The following is a 17,544-nucleotide window of genomic DNA, read 5'->3' as shown; positions in this document are numbered from 1 at the left end:
TTGACTTTTGAGATTCTTCACTTCATTTTTTAACGATGTTCGTAGATTTTCAGTCTATGTTCAGAATAATACCATTGTGTAAAAAACCTAAGTCCCAATTCTTAAAATCTAAAACCCAATTGTTATCTTTGCGTAAATAAAAAATATACATGGATAAAATTGATAGTCTGAACCAGGTAGCAGAATTCCACACCACTTTTAAAGCCCCTATTTTAGATACCCCTCAAATTCCTTCACCGGAAAGATGCAACCTGAGAGTTGAACTTCTTCAGGAAGAACTGAACGAACTGAAACAGGCAATTGCAGATAATAATATCGTAGAAATTGCAGATGCTTTATGCGATTTGCAGTATGTTTTAAGCGGAGCGGTTCTGGAATTCGGACTTGGCAGCAAATTTGTAGAGTTGTTCAACGAAGTTCAGCGTTCTAATATGTCGAAAGCCTGCGATAATGAAGAACAGGCACAGGAAACCGTTGAATTTTACAAAGCAAAAGACGTAGAATCATTTTATGAAAAATCCGGCGAGAAGTTTAATGTGTACAGACAGGCAGATCACAAAGTCCTGAAAAACAAATACTACTCTCCTGCCGATTTAAAGACAATTATTGAAAAATAGTATGAAAAAATTTATTACGAATTGTATGGCTGTTTCAGCTCTATTCATGGCAACTCAACAGCTTACTGCACAAAAAGTGGTTGTAGGACGTGAGGTTGAAACTACTGCCGACGGAAAAATGCTTTTGGGAAATCAGCTTAAAAGTAAATTTCTTGAAGCTCCCTATTCCGACTGGTATGTGAAAGAGCATGATGAATATGCCTTGGATCAGAAAGCCATCGGAGAGCTTAAAAAAAGTAAAATCAACACGTATAATATCACGGTTTTCATGGGAACATGGTGCGAAGATTCTCACAGAGATTTTCCGAGACTGATGAAAATCCTTGAAGAGATAAAATATCCGGAAGGCAAACTCACCATTATTGCGGTAAACCGTAAAAAGGAATCCCCGAACGGAGAAGAAAGTCTTTTCAACATCCAGAAAGTTCCTACGATTATTGTTGAGAAATACGGAAAAGAATTGGGAAGAATTATCGAAATGCCTACATCAGGATACATCGAAAGAGATTTGGTGGAAATTCTGAAAAAAGATGACAGTTCTGTAATTAAAGAAATTTTTGGTAAATAAGGTTTGAGAAATAGTAAAGTTTTAATATCGTTTTTGGCGGGAGCTGCACTGGTAACGGTTTTGTTTTTCAGCTTAAAGTCATGCTTTAATCTTAGTGAAAAAACCGAGAAATCAGACTATTATATTCTGACCAACCAGATTTCGAAAATGAACAAAATGGTGGTACTTGAGCAGAATACTTCTTCCATTCAGAAAACCAAAATGGGCTACGAATTTTTAGGCAAAGAAGTTTCCAGCAACAGCATCATTACCTACACCAAAACGAACGCACAGGTTTCTTATGATCTTAACAAGATGAAAATGGAGGTAGATTCGATCAATAAAAAATTAGTGATTACCGAACTGCCCGATGCAGACATCAGAATTACGCCAAGTGTGGAAATCCAGTCGATGGACGATTCTTTTTTCAACAGAATTTCCGAAAAAGACATTAAAAACGTAACGCAGAAAGCGAAAGATACCGCTGTAAAATCCATCGATCAGAACAAGCTGAGAACAGAAGGAAGACAACAGTTGATGGAAAATCTTAATAATATTTTTGTTTTGGCAAAGGCTTTGAATTACACCATAGAAGACCAGACCGGAAAACTGGGCATTTTAGGACTATAAAATTCAAAAGCTATGCATTCAGAAGAAAAAGAAAAACAGGAATCTGCAAATTCTGCGGAAACCAAAAAGCAAAATCAGGATTTCCCCGACATTCCTGCTTCATCAGAAAAGACAAATCCGTCGGACGTGGACAAAGAAGACGTTCAGAAATCTTCTCAAAACAATAAATCCGGAAAAACGGATAATACCGACAAAAAATAAAAAGGTTCTGCTCAATGAGCGGAACCTTTTTTAAAAAAAAACACAAATAAAAGTCAAATATGTAATATGAACTACAACCGTCAATCTGCCCCGCTTGTCAACTACCGTAACTATTTGGCTGTTGACTTACGAAGCAAAACTGACATATTTTTCAATGATTATTTATTATTAATCATAATTTTAACACAAAGTCCGCAAGGCTATTTTAAATACTAAATGCTTTTAAGATATACAAAGGCGTAAAACTTATCAAAGTAATACCATTTTTGTCTTTTTTAAATAAACGAAGTTCCTTTGTTTAGCTTGCAAACTTTCAATAAATAAAAAAATCTTTTGTTTTTCTTTGCGATATTTTTAAACAATAGTTGATTTTCCGAGCTTCACATTTTCAAAATTGTAATACGATTTCTCGGAATATTTAATATAATCTGCGATAAAACTTCCCACTTCGCTGGTGGAATAAGGCTGTTCAGAATTCAGATCCACCGTAACGTATTTATTCTCAATAGCATATTCTACAGATTGTCTCAATTTTTCCGCTGCCTGCTCAAGCTTTAAATAATCAAGCATCATTGCCGTACTTAAAATGGAAGCAACAGGATTCGCAATTCCTTTTCCTTTTGCCTGCGGATAAGAACCGTGAATAGGCTCAAACAAAGCATTTTCATTTCCAATGGAAGCCGAAGGAAGCAGACCGATAGAACCGCCGATCACACTCGCTTCATCTGAAATAATATCTCCGAACATATTTTCGGTAACAATTACATCAAAATGTTTCGGGTTTAAAATTAACTGCATCGCTGCATTGTCCACAAACATAAAATCAAGTGCTACATCAGGATATTCTGCCGCAATTTCTTTACAGACCTTTCTCCACAATCTTGAAGTATCCAAAACGTTCGCTTTATCAATTAAAGTTAACTTTTTTCTTCTTTTCTGAGCCTCCTGAAAAGCCATGTGAACGATTGGAGCGATTTCATCACGGTTGTATTTACAGATATCATACGCATAACCTGCTTCCTCATCCGTAAATTTTTCGCCAAAATAAATTCCACTCACCAGTTCCCTGAAAATCTGAACATCCGTTCCTTCAATAATTTCCCTTTTCAAAGGACTTTTCTCAATTAAAGAAGCATACGTTTTCAAAGGTCGGATATTCGCAAAAAGACCCAGTTCTTTACGAAGTTTTAACAACCCCTGCTCCGGACGTACTTTGGCATCCGGATTATTATCGAAAGAAGGATCTCCGATCGCCCCGAAAAGCACCGCATCTGATGCTTTGCAGATTTCCAGTGTTTCATCCGGCAGAGGATTTCCAGTCTTATAAATCGCTTCCGCCCCCATCAATCCGTATTTAAAATCAAACTGATATTGGAATGCTTCCGCAATGGAATCTAAAATTTTAATACTTTCTGCAACTACTTCCGGCCCGATTCCGTCTCCCGGAAGCACTGCAATTTTAAAATTAGTTTTCATACACTTTTTGTGTTTTTAGTTCGAATTGTTCGATCGCCTGTTTTCTGCTGATTAAAAAATCAATATCATCATACCCATTCAGCAGACATATTTTTTTATAAGAATCTATTTCAAAACCTTCCGTTTTATCATTAAAGGTAACGGTTTGTTTTTCAACATCCACCAAAATTTCTTTTTCAGGATTTTCAGTAATCTCAGTTAAAATTTCTTTCAAAAATTCCTCAGAAACTTTTACAGGCAATAATCCGTTGTTTAAAGCATTACCCTTAAAAATATCCGCAAAAAAACTTGAAACAACCACCTTAAAGCCATAATCCGTTAAAGACCATGCAGCGTGTTCCCGACTGCTTCCGCAACCGAAATTGTTTCCGGCAACCAGAATTTCACCGCTGTATTTTCCGTTATTCAGGACAAAATCAGGATTCGGTTCATTCGTATGAACATCGTATCTCCAGTCTCTGAAAAGATTTTCGCCAAAACCTTTTTTATCAATACTCTTTAAAAATCTCGCCGGAATAATCTGATCCGTATCTATATTTTCTACAGGCAAAGGAATTGCTCTGGATTGTATAATGACTAATTTTTGCATTTTTTTTGAGCCAAAATAGTTTTAATTATTGTTTTTTTTCTTTTTCAGGAGCTATTTCCCGCTATCCACTCATACTCCTCGCTCCCTTGCTTTTGCCTTCGCTTGCTCCGGGGTAACCGTTTCTATCAGGGCTAAAAAGTGAACGGTTAATTTCACTTTGTGAGTCAATAGTCAATTTCTAAAATTCACTATTGACAATTCACTTTTAAACTTATGTGCTCTTTTTTCTATTTAAGTAGTAAGCTTAAAAAACTAAAGTGTTTAAATCTTTTGCGTCTTTTGTGGTAAAAAAGTTTAGACAAGTTTTAAGTAAATTCATCTCCATCAGTTTTCAAAGACGGAAATTCTTCCTTCCACAGCAACTTTTGCAGCCGTTAACGGACTTGCCAGAATCGTTCTCGCACCTTGTCCCTGTCTTCCCTCAAAATTCCTGTTCGAAGTAGAAACACAATATTCTCCTTCCGGAATTTTATCATCATTCATCGCTAAACACGCCGAACATCCCGGTTGCCTGATCTGGAAACCCGCTTCATTAAAAACCGTATCTAAACCTTCTTCAAAGATCTGTTTGGCAACCTGTTGAGAACCCGGAACAAGCCACGCATGAACATGATCCGACTTCCTTTTTCCTTTAACATAATTTGCCGCAGAACGGAAATCTTCAATTCTCGCATTCGTACAGCTTCCGATGAAGACATAATTCACTTTAATATCAGAAAGAGCCTGTCCCGCTTTTAAACCCATGTATTTTAAAGCCTTCTCTTCAGATTCGTTCTGAGGATTCGGGATATTCTGACTGATGGAAATTCCCATCCCCGGATTGGTTCCATAGGTTACCATCGGATAAATTTCCGAAGCATCGAAAGAAAATTCAGCATCAAAAACTGCTCCTTCATCGGTTTTTAAAGTTTTCCAGTATTCCAGTTTTTCTTCCCATTCCTCGCCTTTCGGTGCGAAAGTTCTTCCTTTTACGTACTCAAAAGTCGTTTCATCGGGAGCAATCATTCCTCCGCGGGCGCCCATTTCGATGCTCATATTACAAACCGTCATTCTTCCCTCCATCGACATTTCTTCGAAGACATTTCCGGCATATTCGCAGAAATAACCTGTTCCGCCGTCAGTTCCCACTTTTGAAATGATATACAAAATCACATCTTTGGGCTGAACATTTTTATTTAACTTACCATTTACGGTAATTCTCATCGATTTTGGCTTATTCAGCAGTAAACACTGGCTCGCAAAAACCTGCGCCACCTGACTTGTTCCTATCCCGAAAGCAATCGAGCCGAAAGCGCCGTGTGTAGAAGTATGGCTGTCTCCGCAAACGATGCTCATTCCCGGCTGTGTAACACCTAATTCCGGAGCAATGATGTGAACAATTCCCTGATATTGGTGTCCCAAACCATACAATTCTATGTTGTTTTTCTTACAGTTTTCCGTTAACTGCTCCACCTGATTTCTGGATGATGCATCGCGAATCGGCTGATCCTGATCCAGAGTCGGAACATTATGATCCGCAGTCGCTACAATCTGTTTCGGTCTGAAAACCTCAAGATTTCTCGCTTCCAGTTCCGCAAAAGCCTGTGGACTGGTTACTTCATGGATGAGATGTTTATCAATATAAATAATCTGAGGTCCGTCCGGAATCGTCTCTACAACGTGCGCATCCCAGACTTTATCAAACAGTGTCATTTTTGTATTCATTCTAATTTATGTAATGGAGAATCAATTCTTTTACCCTATTTTTCTTGTCACTTTTTCAATCATTGAGCTTAAATCGTCATTATTGACTTCTTTTTTACCGTCAGCAATTTTCAAAAACTCCTGATACAGAAAATCAAGTTCATTTTTAGTAACTTCAAAACCAATATGTTTAAATCTGTATGCCAAAGCAGAACGTCCGCTTCTTGCTGTTAAAACAATGGTAGAAGCATTCACGCCCACTTCCGCAGGATCAATAATTTCGTAAGTCTCCCTGTTTTTAATGACTCCGTCCTGATGAATTCCGGAACTGTGCGCAAAAGCATTCGCTCCCACAATCGCTTTGTTCGGCTGAACCGGCATTCCCATCAATTCAGAAACCAAAACACTCATGGGATTGAGCATTTTGGACTGAACGTCAGTATATAATTCTAAATATGGATGCTGTTTTAAAATCATCACCACTTCTTCCAGCGCCGTATTTCCGGCTCTTTCTCCCAATCCGTTGATGGTGCATTCTATCTGTCTTGCTCCGTTGATGACTCCTGCGATAGAATTGGCGGTTGCCATTCCCAGATCGTTGTGGCAGTGACAGGATAAGATCACGCGATCAATGCCTTTTACATTATCTTTCAGGTATTTTATTTTTGCACCATACTCTTCAGGAAGACAATATCCCGTTGTGTCCGGAATATTAAGCACGGTTGCCCCTGCTTTTATCACTTCTTCGCAAACTCTTGCCAGATAATCGTTGTCTGTTCTTCCTGCATCTTCCGCATAAAATTCTACATCTTCCACATACGATTTGGCATATTTTACCGCCTGAACCGCTCTTTCAACAATATCTTCCCTGTTTGAATTGAATTTAAATCTGATATGAGAATCCGAAGTTCCGATTCCGGTGTGAATTCTCGGTCTTTTGGCGTATTTTAATGCTTCGGCTGCGGTATCAATATCTTTCTGATTGGCTCTTGTCAATCCACAGACTTTCGCATTTTTCACTAATTTTGAAATCTCCGAAACCGAATGAAAATCTCCGGGACTGGAAATCGGGAAACCGGCTTCAATGACATCTACTCCCAGTTCATCCAGTTTTTCGGCTATAATTAATTTTTGCTCAGTATTTAACTTACAGCCGGGAACCTGCTCTCCATCACGCAGGGTTGTATCAAAAATTTCGACTTTTTCGGATTTCATAATGAAGTTTTTACTTAATTTTGATTCAAAACTAAAAAGATGAAACGTTTATTCAGTTTCGGTTTTTATAAAAAATACAATACTCGAAATATTGTATTTTAATTTCAATTATTTGATTATCATTATTTTAAATTTTAAAAATTTACAATGGCAGAATTGCATAAAGATTTTTTATTCGTACTCATTAAATCACTGACAACTTCAGAAAAAAGGCAATTCACCTTGTATGTAAACCGTCTCGGAATTAACGCGGATGCCAAATTTCTTCTTCTTTTTTCAGAACTGGATAAGATGAAGGAATACGATGAACATATCATCATCAACAAAAAAATTTCGACCAAACAACAGTTGTCGAACCTGAAAGCGCATCTTTACAAGCAGATTCTGGTAAGTTTACGGATGAACCCGAGTCATCAGAATTACAGAATTCAGCTGCGTGAACAGCTTGATTTTGCGAATATTTTATACCAAAAAGGGCTCTATAAACAGGCTTTAAAAATTTTAGATAAAGCAAAACAGACCGCATTGGAATTGGATGAAAAAAGTATTGCTTCGGAAATTATCGATCTGGAAAAAGTAATTGAATCCCAGTTCATTACCCGGAGTATTGAAGGTCGTGCCGATGAACTGATCAGACAGTCTACAGAAATCAGCAAACAGAATCATTATGCAACGGAACTATCCAATCTTTCGCTTAAACTGTACAGTGAAATGCTGACAAAAGGTTATGTAAAAAACGATGAAGACCGTGCCGAAATCATGCAGATATTCAATTCGCAGATTCAGAAAATTAATTTCAAAAAGCTGAATTTCACAGAGAAATTGTGGTATTTTAAAGCGCACGTCTGGAAAAACCAATTGCTTCAGGAATATAAATATACGTTGAAATATGCTTTTCAATGGGTGGATTTATTTCACAAAAATCCTGAAATGATCGTGAGTCATCCCGTTTGGTACATTAAAGGAAATACCTACCTGCTGAAAATCTTATTTCTTTACGGAAATATTGACATTCTTGAGGAAAGTTTCAAGGATTTCAATGAGGTTGTTCATTCTTCAAGTTTTGCTCAAAATGAAAACCTGCAATCGCTTATTTTTCTGACGCATTACAATACTTTAATGAACATTCACTTTGTAAAAGGGGAATTCTTCTCCGGCTCGAAATTAATTCCTGAAATCGAGCTGAAAATGGAAAAGCTCCGTGATAAAATTGATGAGCATCATTTCATGATTCTTTATTTAAAAATGGCAGCGATGTTCTTTGGAAGCAAAAAATTTGAAGAATCCATCAGTTATTCTTTGAAAGTGATCGAATCCAAAGGAAATGTTCAGGAAGATTTACTGTTCCACACCCGAATTTTGATCCTGATGGCGAAACACGAATCCGGAAACGATGAAGATTATGATGAATTTATCAAAGCAACTTTAAAATTCACCAAAAAGATGAAAAAGCCGGATGAATTTCACTTTGAAAGCATTCATTTTTTCAAAAACCTGAATAATATAACACCGGACAAACAATTGGAATCTTTCAAAAAATTTGATGAAAAATTAACTCTTTTTTCTGAAAATGAATACTACAGAAGGTCTTTGCTGTACATAGATATTCACGGTTGGGTACAGTCTAAAGTGAGAAATGTGGATGTTATTGAGATTATTAAAGAAAAAGTACGGTACAAAAGAAAGCATCAGTCTTAATTTAACCTATTCATAATTAGACCGTTGGTTAAACGTTAATTATTTATGACGGTATTCTGAGATTTTTCGTATTAAATCTCATCTCAAAAATGCGTGAAAGTAGTATTTTAAATAAAAAATCCGTATTTTTGCATCTTAAAATTTCTTAGTAAACAATGATAAAAATTACACTTCCAGACAATAGTGTCAGAGAATTCGAGGCGGGAGTTACTCCGCTAGATGTGGCAAAATCTATAAGCGAGGGATTGGCTAGAAATACCATTTCCGCAGTTGTAAACGACAAACAAGTAGAGACGACCACACCTATAACCACGGATGCTACGGTACAATTGCTAACCTGGAATGATGATCTTGGAAAGAAGGCTTTCTGGCATTCTTCTGCCCACCTTTTGGCGCAGGCGATCCTTGAGTTTTATCCTAATGCTAAGTTAACGATCGGTCCTGCCATCGAAAAAGGATTCTATTATGACGTAGATTTCGGGGACGAAAGTTTATCTGATAAAGATTTCGAAAAGATCGAAAAGAAGGTTTTAGAAAATGCTAAAAAGGGATCTACATTCTCTTTATATCCGGTTTCTAAAGAAGAAGCTTTAAAAGTATATGCAGACAATCCTTATAAAGTGGAACTGATCTCTAATCTTAATGATGGAGAAATCACTTTCGTAACGCATGATGACTTCACAGATCTTTGTCGTGGTGGACACATTCCGAACACAAGTATTGTAAAGGCAATGAAAATTTTGAATGCTGCCGGAGCATACTGGAGAGGAAACGAAAAAAATCCTCAGTTAACAAGAGTTTATGGTATTTCTTTCCCAAAACAGAAAGATTTAACAGAATATCTTGAACTTTTAGAGGAAGCTAAAAAAAGAGACCACAGAAAACTGGGTAAAGAACTTGGAATTTTCGCTTTCTCTGAAAAAGTAGGTCAGGGATTGCCGTTATGGTTACCAAAAGGAGCTGCTTTAAGAAAAAAATTAGAGAATTTCCTTTCTGAAGCTCAGAAAAAAGCAGGTTACGAGTTTGTAATTTCTCCGCATATCGGTGCAAAGGAATTGTACGTAACTTCCGGTCACTGGGACAAATATGGAGCAGACAGCTTCCAGCCGATTAAAACGCCGAATGAAGGAGAAGAATTCATGCTGAAACCGATGAACTGTCCGCATCACTGTGAAATCTACAAAACTTCACAATGGAGCTACAGAGATTTGCCTAAAAGATATGCAGAATTTGGTACCGTTTACAGATATGAGCAAAGTGGTGAGCTTCACGGTTTAACGAGAGTTCGCGGATTTACGCAGGATGATGCGCATTTATTCTGTACTCCGGATCAGCTGATGGACGAATTTAAGAAAACAATTGATTTGGTTCTATATGTTTTCGGTTCATTAGGTTTTGCTGATTTTACCGCTCAGATTTCTTTAAGAGATTCTGAAAATAAGGAAAAATACATCGGAACCGACGAAAACTGGGAGAAAGCAGAAAATGCAATCGTAACAGCAGCAACGGAAAAAGGGTTGAATACAGTAACTGAATACGGTGAAGCCGCATTCTACGGTCCTAAACTGGATTTCATGGTGAAAGATGCTTTAGGCAGAAAATGGCAGCTTGGAACGATTCAGGTGGATTATAACTTACCGGAAAGATTCGATCTTTGGTATACAGGAAGCGACGGCGAAAAGCACAGACCGGTAATGATTCACAGAGCGCCATTTGGTTCTATGGAAAGATTCATTGCGATTCTTATTGAGAATACAGCGGGAGATTTCCCATTGTGGCTGGCTCCTGATCAGTTTATCATTCTTCCGATCAGTGAAAAATACGTAGATTATGCTAAAAAAGTTTCTCAATTACTGGAAAATCACGATATTAGCGGATTAATTGACGACAGAAACGAAAAAACGGGTAAAAAGATCCGCGATGCCGAATTAAAGAAGATTCCATTCATGATTGTAGTGGGAGAAAATGAAGAAAAGGATGGCACAATTTCTGTAAGAAGACGTAGTGAAGGCGATTTAGGAGTAATGAAGATTGAAGATTTTGTTTCTTATTTTAAAGAACAGTCAAAAACAGGATTTGAGTTTAACGCTTAAATCTTAAAAATATCATTCTGAATGATTAAAAATTACTTTTTATTCAGAATAATTGATAAAAATAGAAGTTAACCAATAAAATTATAATACAATAGCACAAAGATTTAACAACAGGGGCCCACAGAGACGTCCGGTACAGGAGGACGCACACTTAATCAACGATAAAATTCGTGTGAGAGAGCTTCGTTTGGTGGGCGATAACGTAGAGCCGGGAGTTTATCCTACTGATAAGGCAAGACAGATTGCGCAGGAGCAGGAACTTGATCTTGTAGTAATCTCCGATAAGGCTGAACCGTTTATTGCAAGGATTCTGGACTATAAAAAGTTCTTATACGAGCAAAAGAAAAAGCAGAAGGAATTAAAAGCTAAGCAGGTAAAAGTAGTTGTGAAAGAAATCCGTTTCGGACCTCAGACAGATGAGCACGATTACGAATTCAAAAAGAAACATGCTGAGAAATTCCTTGAAGAAGGTTCAAAATTAAAGACCTACGTATTTTTTAAAGGACGTTCGATTATCTTTAAAGACCAGGGAGAAATCTTACTTTTAAAGCTTGCTCAGGAATTGGAGCACGTTGGAAAAGTAGACCAGCTTCCTAAGCTTGAAGGAAAAAGAATGATTATGATGATGAGTCCTAAAAAACCAGCTAAATAATCTACAGCCGGATCTACGGATCTGAAACTAAAATATACAGCCTCAAATTATTTTTGAGGCTTTTTTTATGTATTATGATTGTTAAATCCGAGATTAATTAAAATTCAGAATTTTATATTAATTATTAAATATTTTTTAATTTTTAACATAGATCAAGATTATCGATTTAATTTACGACTACATTTGCTTTAGAAAAATAAGACAATAATAAGCTTATTTAAAAATTAAAATTGAATAACAAATTAAACAACAAAGCAATGAGTACATTAAAATTAAAAGACGGAACAGAAATTTTTTACAAAGATCAGGGAGAAGGACCAGTATTGATGTTTCACCATGGATGGCCTTTATCTTCTGATGACTGGGATGCACAGGTGATCTTCTTTTTGCAGAGAGGTTACAGGGTAATTGCTCACGACAGAAGAGGTCACGGACGTTCCAGCCAGAATATTTATAATCATACGATTGAACAATATGCTTCTGATGCCGCAGAATTGGTAGAATTTCTGGATCTGAAAGATGTTATCCATATCGGACATTCTACCGGTGGCGGTGAAGTGATCCGTTATGTAAACAAATATGCCAACGGAAGAGCAAAAAAAGCAGTATTGATAAGCGCAGTTCCTCCGGTAATGGTAAAAAGCGAAAACAATCCGGATGGCGTTCCGATGGAGGTTTTTGACAACATCAGAGATCAGACTTTAAATAACAGAAATCAGTTTTTTATGGATTTAACGGTTCCTTTCTACGGTTACAACAGAGAAGGTGCCGTAGTGAAGCAAGGTGTACAGACCAACTGGTGGAGACAGGGAATGATGGGAGGAATTGTGGCTCATTATGACGGAATCAAAGCTTTTTCTGAGACAGATTTTACAGAAGACCTGAAAGCTGTTGATATTCCGGTACTGTTGCTGCACGGTGAAGACGACCAGATTGTGCCTATTGAAAATTCCGCTATAAAATCTGCTAAATTATTGAAAAACGGTAAGCTGATTACTTATCCGGGATTCCCTCACGGAATGCCTACTACTGAACATCAGACGATTAATAAGGATCTTCTGGAATTTATTGAGGCTTAATTTTTTCGACATACATATAAGTAAAAGCAGCAATCAGAGTATTTTGGTTGCTGTTTTTATTTCAAGCGGTTTTGCCGGAACTTTTCAGTAATTTTTGTTCAAAAATATTTACAAAGTTTGTCATCCTGAAAAGGGTTTCAAAAATACATTAAATACTTTGTTTAGATGCTTTCAGCATGACAAATAGTATGGATATTCGTTTACTATTTATATTGGGAACTGCCACTCTAGCCCTGATTGGAACGACATCCTTTTTGGTTGCGGGCGGAGCTAAGCGCAGTCCGAAACCAAAAAGATACAGTGGAAAGCAGGAAACAGCTTCAAATAAAATTTACCTCACAAAAACGGTAACACCTAAAGCTTCATCCACTTCCCTATTTCATTCAAAAAATCTTTTTTAAATCTCGAAATTTTTCTGTAATTTTGCAGACTATTATTCCGGGCAATCGGAAATAGCCAAAACAGATATTGATAACAAAACAATAAAAAGCAAAACAATGCCAAAATTAAAAACGAAATCAGGTGCTAAGAAACGTTTTGCTCTTACCGGATCTGGTAAGATCAAAAGAAAGAACGCTTACAAAAGCCACATCTTAACGAAGAAAGAAACGAAGCAGAAGAGAAATCTTACTACGACTTCTTACGTTGCTGCTGTGGACGAGAAAAGCGTATTGCGTCAATTAGCAATTAAGTAGTTTTTATAAATCTATAGTCGGTTTATAAGAATTCAAACAAATTCAACATTTTAACCCTGAAATGGAGCCACTAAGAGTAATGAAATAATTACCGCACATTTCAAAAAAACAATTTAAATTATGCCAAGATCAGTAAATTCGGTAGCTTCAAGAGCTAGAAGAAAGAAAATTTTTAAGCACGCTAAAGGTTATTTCGGAAGAAGAAAGAACGTTTGGACAGTAGCTAAAAACGCGGTAGAAAAAGCAATGCAATATGCTTACCGTGGTAGAAAAGAGAAGAAAAGAAACTTCAGAGCACTTTGGATCACTCGTATCAACGCGGGAACCAGAGAGCACGGAATGTCTTACTCTCAGTTTATGGGAGCTCTTAAAAAGAACAACATTGAGCTTAACAGAAAAGTTTTAGCAGATTTAGCAATGAATCACCCTGAAGCTTTCAAAGCAGTTGTAGATCAAGTAAAATAATGTAAAATTTTTGTTATCAATATAAGTCCCAGGTTTTTTGCTTGGGATTTTTTTATTATTTACATTTGCGTAATATTATTAAATTTATAAAATTTTCCTTTAAAGTGAAAAAAATAACTACTCTTCTGCTGTTTTCATTAGGAACATATGCATTTCAGGCTCAAAGTTTTATTCAGGCTTATCAGAACAGAGCCAATTTGGTTACCCAGACCAATATAACAACGTTACTTCAGGAATTTGGGAATCTTGGCATAAAAACAACGGGTTCTACTGCCAATACCAATGCTTTGAACTGGCTTAAAGCAAAATATCAGTCTTACGGTTATACAGCAAGTCAGATCGTAGAAGATCCTTTCACATTTGGCTCTACAAGTTCTAAAAATTTAATTATTACCAAAACAGGAACCGTTTATCCGAATACGTACGTTATTATTTGCGGACATTACGACACCATTACCGGTCCCGGAGTAAGCGATAACGGAAGCGGAACTTCTATTATTCTGGAAGCGGCAAGAATTTTAAAAGATGTTCCGACAGAATATTCTATTAAATTCATCCACTTTTCCGGTGAAGAACAGGGATTACAGGGAAGTGCACATTATGTAAACAGTGTGGTTTTCCAGAACAGTGTCCGTCAGTTAAACATCAAACTGGTCTTTAATTTAGATCAGGTGGGTGGAAAAATAGGCAATTCGAATGTTGCTATCAACTGCGAAAGTGATCAAAGCGGGCAAACAGGAAACAATGCTGCCTCTCTTTCCGTTACGCAGCAGCTTGCGGCGTGTACAACGCTGTATTCACCATTACAGACGGTAATGTCGAACGCCTACTCTTCCGATTATATGCCTTTTGAAGCGAAAGGAGACATTATTACAGGCTTTTATGAAACAGTAAGAAGTTATAACGAACACACCGTAAATGATACTTTTGCGAATGTAGATCCTACGTATGTTTTCAACGTAGGAAAGGCGGCTGTAGGAGCTTTACAGCATTTTGCAACGGCTTCTACAAGTTTATTGGCGACGGATGAAAAGACAGTTAATAATCTGGAAACCGTAAAGATTTATCCCAATCCGGCGAAAGATCTTTTACATGTTGAACTTCCTAAAGACGTTAAAAACTTCAGTCTTGAGATTTCGGATATGAACGGCAGACTTGTTTTAAACAAACAAAATGAAGTTAAAGTTAATATTTCAGGATTAGCAAACGGTGTTTATATGGCAACTGTTAAAACAAAAGACCAAAAAGCGGTAAGAAAAATAATTATCGGTAAATAATTTTTATTTTTCTATAAAATTAAAATCCTGAACTTTTGTTTAGGATTTTTTTATTATTACATTTGTATACCAATCAAATTACAAAAATTAATAACAAAATGAAAAAGACATCTACATTTCTGCTTTTTTCTTTATCTGCTTTAAGTTTCAATGCACAATCTTTTATTCAGGCTTATCAGGACAGAGCTAATATGGTAACACAGACCAATATTACAACAAACTTACAGAGTTTTGCCAATTTAGGGATTAAAACCACCGGCTCAACAGCGAATAATAACACTTTCAACTGGCTTAAAAATAAATATCTGGCTTTCGGATATTCTTCAAACCAGATTTCGGAAGATGCCTTCACTTACAACGGCAAAAGTTCAAAAAATTTAATCATCACTAAAACAGGAACCGTTTATCCTAATAAATACGTTATCATTTGCGGACATTTCGACACTATAAACGGTCCCGGAGTAAACGATAACGGTAGCGGAACATCCATCATTCTGGAAGCGGCAAGAATTTTAAAAGACGTTCCTACAGAATATTCAATTAAATTCATCCATTTTTCAGGTGAAGAACAAGGGCTTATTGGAAGTTCACATTACGTAAATAACGTTGTTTATCAAAATAATATTAAGAAAGTAGATATTAAATTAGTCTTCAATCTGGATCAGGTTGGCGGAAAAATGGGGAATAATAACAATACGATCTATTGTGATGAAGATCAGGGAGGTCTGTCCAGCAATAATGCAGCTTCAGCAAACGTTACACAGCAATTGCGAAACTGTACCGCTTTGTATTCTCCTCTTTTAACGGCGGTGGATCCGGCTGAAGCTACAGATTATATTCCTTTTGAAAGAAAAGGCGAAATTATTACAGGCTTTTTTGAAAAAATAAGAAGTAATTATCCTCATACTTCAAACGATACATTTGCTAATACAGATCCTGTTTATATTTATAATGTAGCAAAAGCTTCTTTGGGAGCTTTACAGCACTTTGCAGTAGCAGCAAATTCTTTACAGAAAAAAGAAGTGTTACTTTCCGGAAATTCTATAGAATCTATAAAAATCTATCCTAATCCTGCGAAAGATTATTTAAATGTCGAACTTCCGGAAGATGTTAAAGATTTCACTCTTGAAATTTCAGATATAAACGGCAGGCTTATTTTAAATAAGGAAAATGAAACGAAAGTAAATGTTTCAGAATTACCAAACGGAACGTATATCGCAACAGTTAAAACAAAAGACCAAAAAGCGGTAAGAAAAATAATTATTGGAAAATAATCAACGGTCAAGCAAAATCCTGAGTTTCTTTCTCGGGATTTTTTATTTCTATATTTGTAAAATAGTAAACTAATTACCAATATGAATTTCAAAAAAATAATAGCCATTCTTCTTTTTTCGGTAACAGCAGTTGGATTTCAGGCACAAAGTTTTATCCAGGCTTATCAGGACAGAGTTAACTTATTAAAAAAAGAGGACATCGTATCCCATTTAAAGGAATTTGAGAAACTGGGTGTTAAAACCACAGGTTCTATAGAAAATGAAAATGCCCTGAACTGGATCAAAAATAAATATTTATCTTTCGGATATTCCGAAAACCAAATGGAAGAAGATCCTTTTTCTATTGGAAAATTAAAATCTAAAAACCTGATCATTACTAAGAAAGGAACTTTATATCCGGATAAATATATCATTATTTGCGGACATTTCGACAGTATAAACGGACCCGGAGTAAACGACAACGGCAGCGGAACATCCATCATTCTGGAAGCCGCAAAAATCCTGAAAGATATCCCAACTGAATATTCCATAAAATTCATTCATTTTTCAGGAGAAGAACAGGGATTGTACGGAAGCAGACATTATGTAAATGAAGTCGTTTATCAGAACAAAACCAGGCAGATTGATATAAAAATGGTCTTCAATCTGGATCAGGTCGGTGGTAAAAAAGGAATGTTCAACGACACTGTTTTTTGTGATGAAGATCAGGGAGGAAATTCCAAAAACAATGAAACTTCTAAACAGGTTACCAAAGAACTGATGACCTGCACAACTCTTTATTCTCCATTACAGGCAAAAATCGATCCCGCAGAAGATACCGACTACATCTCTTTTGAGAAGAAAGGTGAAGTAATCACCGGATTTTTTGAATATCTCAGAAGCGATCTTCCTCATACTGCGGATGATACTTTTGCGAATACTGATGTACAATATGTTTTTAATATTGGTAAAGCGGCAATCGGAGCATTGCAGCATTTCGCTGTCGCTTCGAAAAAATAGAGATAATCGAAATAATTATTAAAAAAAGCCAGCCGAAAAATCCGACTGGCTTCTAATTTATCCGGCTCTTGTACCGCCTTTTGCAGCATCAGAATTAGGACGTTTTACTTCTTTTACTTTTCCCTTTTCAGGGTTAATTTTTCCTTTACTTTCCGGTTCGGTTTTGGATTGCTGATTTTCTTTGTTGTCTTCTTTCATGGGATAATTTTTAATGAATTGTATTTAAAACACATAAGTCACAAAAATAAGCTGAAATTTCATTTAAAACAGTTTAAAAAATCTTCGATTTTATTCTTCTGATAGCTTTGAATATTCTAATTCTTCCAACATAATGGTTTTTTGCCTCTTTTGCGG

19 protein-coding genes are annotated in these 17,544 nt (G+C 36.4%); 14 read left to right on the top strand and 5 right to left on the bottom strand.

All coding sequences use genetic code 11. From position 1 onward, the window contains the following. The first annotated feature begins 149 nt into the window (after nucleotides 1-149). From H6W53_RS01085 to H6W53_RS01070, 4 genes are read left to right on the top strand one after another with little or no spacing between them, the layout of a single operon-like run. Nucleotides 150-617, top strand: a complete 468-nt coding sequence (locus tag H6W53_RS01085) for a nucleoside triphosphate pyrophosphohydrolase family protein (RefSeq protein WP_087710124.1) — start codon at nucleotides 150-152, stop codon at nucleotides 615-617. Nucleotide 618: 1 nt separating this feature from the next. Beyond that, nucleotides 619-1,185 carry a TlpA family protein disulfide reductase gene (locus tag H6W53_RS01080; protein ID WP_185204514.1) on the top strand — a complete coding sequence of 189 codons (567 nt, stop codon included), beginning with the start codon at nucleotides 619-621 and terminating at the stop codon, nucleotides 1,183-1,185. A gap of 3 nt (nucleotides 1,186-1,188) precedes the next feature. Beyond that, nucleotides 1,189-1,794 (top strand): DUF4230 domain-containing protein, encoded by a 606-nt coding sequence (locus tag H6W53_RS01075; protein ID WP_076390251.1) that lies wholly within the window; start codon nucleotides 1,189-1,191, stop codon nucleotides 1,792-1,794. A gap of 12 nt (nucleotides 1,795-1,806) precedes the next feature. Beyond that, a complete protein-coding gene (locus tag H6W53_RS01070; protein ID WP_076390252.1) occupies nucleotides 1,807-1,995 on the top strand; it encodes a hypothetical protein in 189 nt (62 codons plus the stop codon). Between the two features lie 354 nt (nucleotides 1,996-2,349). Here H6W53_RS01070 and leuB read toward each other — a convergent pair whose 3' ends face one another. The 4 genes from leuB to H6W53_RS01050 form a co-directional block, all read right to left on the bottom strand. Beyond that, the gene (gene leuB / locus H6W53_RS01065; RefSeq protein ID WP_185204513.1) at nucleotides 2,350-3,471 is read right to left on the bottom strand and encodes a 3-isopropylmalate dehydrogenase; all 1,122 of its coding nucleotides are present in this window, start codon (nucleotides 3,469-3,471) and stop codon (nucleotides 2,350-2,352) included. Then, nucleotides 3,461-4,060 carry a 3-isopropylmalate dehydratase small subunit gene (gene leuD / locus H6W53_RS01060; protein ID WP_185204512.1) on the bottom strand — a complete coding sequence of 200 codons (600 nt, stop codon included), beginning with the start codon at nucleotides 4,058-4,060 and terminating at the stop codon, nucleotides 3,461-3,463. Before leuD ends, leuB begins: the two co-directional genes overlap by 11 nt. A gap of 324 nt (nucleotides 4,061-4,384) precedes the next feature. Then, nucleotides 4,385-5,764: a 3-isopropylmalate dehydratase large subunit gene (leuC, locus tag H6W53_RS01055; RefSeq protein WP_185204511.1), complete on the bottom strand. Its 1,380-nt coding sequence runs from the start codon at nucleotides 5,762-5,764 to the stop codon at nucleotides 4,385-4,387. A gap of 30 nt (nucleotides 5,765-5,794) precedes the next feature. Continuing rightward, nucleotides 5,795-6,958, bottom strand: coding sequence for a 2-isopropylmalate synthase (locus H6W53_RS01050; RefSeq protein ID WP_185204510.1), 1,164 nt, complete (start codon nucleotides 6,956-6,958; stop codon nucleotides 5,795-5,797). A 147-nt stretch (nucleotides 6,959-7,105) separates the two neighbouring features. Here H6W53_RS01050 and H6W53_RS01045 point away from each other — a divergent pair, with 147 nt between their 5' ends. The 10 genes from H6W53_RS01045 (at nucleotide 7,106) to H6W53_RS01000 (ending at nucleotide 17,190) form a co-directional block, all read left to right on the top strand. Then, the gene (locus tag H6W53_RS01045; protein WP_185204509.1) at nucleotides 7,106-8,656 is read left to right on the top strand and encodes a hypothetical protein; all 1,551 of its coding nucleotides are present in this window, start codon (nucleotides 7,106-7,108) and stop codon (nucleotides 8,654-8,656) included. 155 nt (nucleotides 8,657-8,811) lie between these two features. Continuing rightward, nucleotides 8,812-10,749 carry a threonine--tRNA ligase gene (gene thrS, locus H6W53_RS01040; protein WP_185204508.1) on the top strand — a complete coding sequence of 646 codons (1,938 nt, stop codon included), beginning with the start codon at nucleotides 8,812-8,814 and terminating at the stop codon, nucleotides 10,747-10,749. A gap of 91 nt (nucleotides 10,750-10,840) precedes the next feature. Beyond that, nucleotides 10,841-11,401 carry a translation initiation factor IF-3 gene (infC, locus tag H6W53_RS01035; RefSeq protein WP_076390259.1) on the top strand — a complete coding sequence of 187 codons (561 nt, stop codon included), beginning with the start codon at nucleotides 10,841-10,843 and terminating at the stop codon, nucleotides 11,399-11,401. 257 nt (nucleotides 11,402-11,658) lie between these two features. Next, on the top strand, nucleotides 11,659-12,480 hold the full coding sequence (locus tag H6W53_RS01030; RefSeq protein ID WP_185204507.1) for an alpha/beta fold hydrolase: 822 nt from the start codon (nucleotides 11,659-11,661) through the stop codon (nucleotides 12,478-12,480). 188 nt (nucleotides 12,481-12,668) lie between these two features. Then, nucleotides 12,669-12,881 (top strand): hypothetical protein, encoded by a 213-nt coding sequence (locus H6W53_RS01025; RefSeq protein WP_185204506.1) that lies wholly within the window; start codon nucleotides 12,669-12,671, stop codon nucleotides 12,879-12,881. Nucleotides 12,882-12,977: 96 nt separating this feature from the next. Beyond that, nucleotides 12,978-13,175 (top strand): 50S ribosomal protein L35, encoded by a 198-nt coding sequence (gene rpmI, locus H6W53_RS01020; protein WP_076390550.1) that lies wholly within the window; start codon nucleotides 12,978-12,980, stop codon nucleotides 13,173-13,175. 120 nt (nucleotides 13,176-13,295) lie between these two features. Next, nucleotides 13,296-13,640: a 50S ribosomal protein L20 gene (gene rplT, locus H6W53_RS01015; protein ID WP_029293267.1), complete on the top strand. Its 345-nt coding sequence runs from the start codon at nucleotides 13,296-13,298 to the stop codon at nucleotides 13,638-13,640. Between the two features lie 104 nt (nucleotides 13,641-13,744). Beyond that, nucleotides 13,745-14,917 (top strand): M28 family peptidase, encoded by a 1,173-nt coding sequence (locus tag H6W53_RS01010; RefSeq protein WP_185204505.1) that lies wholly within the window; start codon nucleotides 13,745-13,747, stop codon nucleotides 14,915-14,917. 98 nt (nucleotides 14,918-15,015) lie between these two features. Next, on the top strand, nucleotides 15,016-16,191 hold the full coding sequence (locus tag H6W53_RS01005) for a M28 family peptidase (RefSeq protein ID WP_185204504.1): 1,176 nt from the start codon (nucleotides 15,016-15,018) through the stop codon (nucleotides 16,189-16,191). 81 nt (nucleotides 16,192-16,272) lie between these two features. Beyond that, nucleotides 16,273-17,190 carry a M28 family metallopeptidase gene (locus tag H6W53_RS01000; RefSeq protein WP_185204503.1) on the top strand — a complete coding sequence of 306 codons (918 nt, stop codon included), beginning with the start codon at nucleotides 16,273-16,275 and terminating at the stop codon, nucleotides 17,188-17,190. A 57-nt stretch (nucleotides 17,191-17,247) separates the two neighbouring features. On the opposite strand, the gene H6W53_RS00995 is transcribed toward H6W53_RS01000, so the two are convergent. Continuing rightward, nucleotides 17,248-17,388: a hypothetical protein gene (locus tag H6W53_RS00995; protein ID WP_185204502.1), complete on the bottom strand. Its 141-nt coding sequence runs from the start codon at nucleotides 17,386-17,388 to the stop codon at nucleotides 17,248-17,250. Nucleotides 17,389-17,544 lie beyond the last annotated feature (156 nt).

Origin of the sequence: Chryseobacterium sp. C3 (assembly GCF_014218905.1) — a bacterium.
In the GTDB taxonomy this organism is placed as follows: Bacteria; Bacteroidota; Bacteroidia; order Flavobacteriales; family Weeksellaceae; genus Chryseobacterium; species Chryseobacterium mucoviscidosis.
The sequence above is the reverse complement of the archived record's forward strand: the minus strand, read 5'-3'. Positions and strand labels throughout refer to the sequence as shown.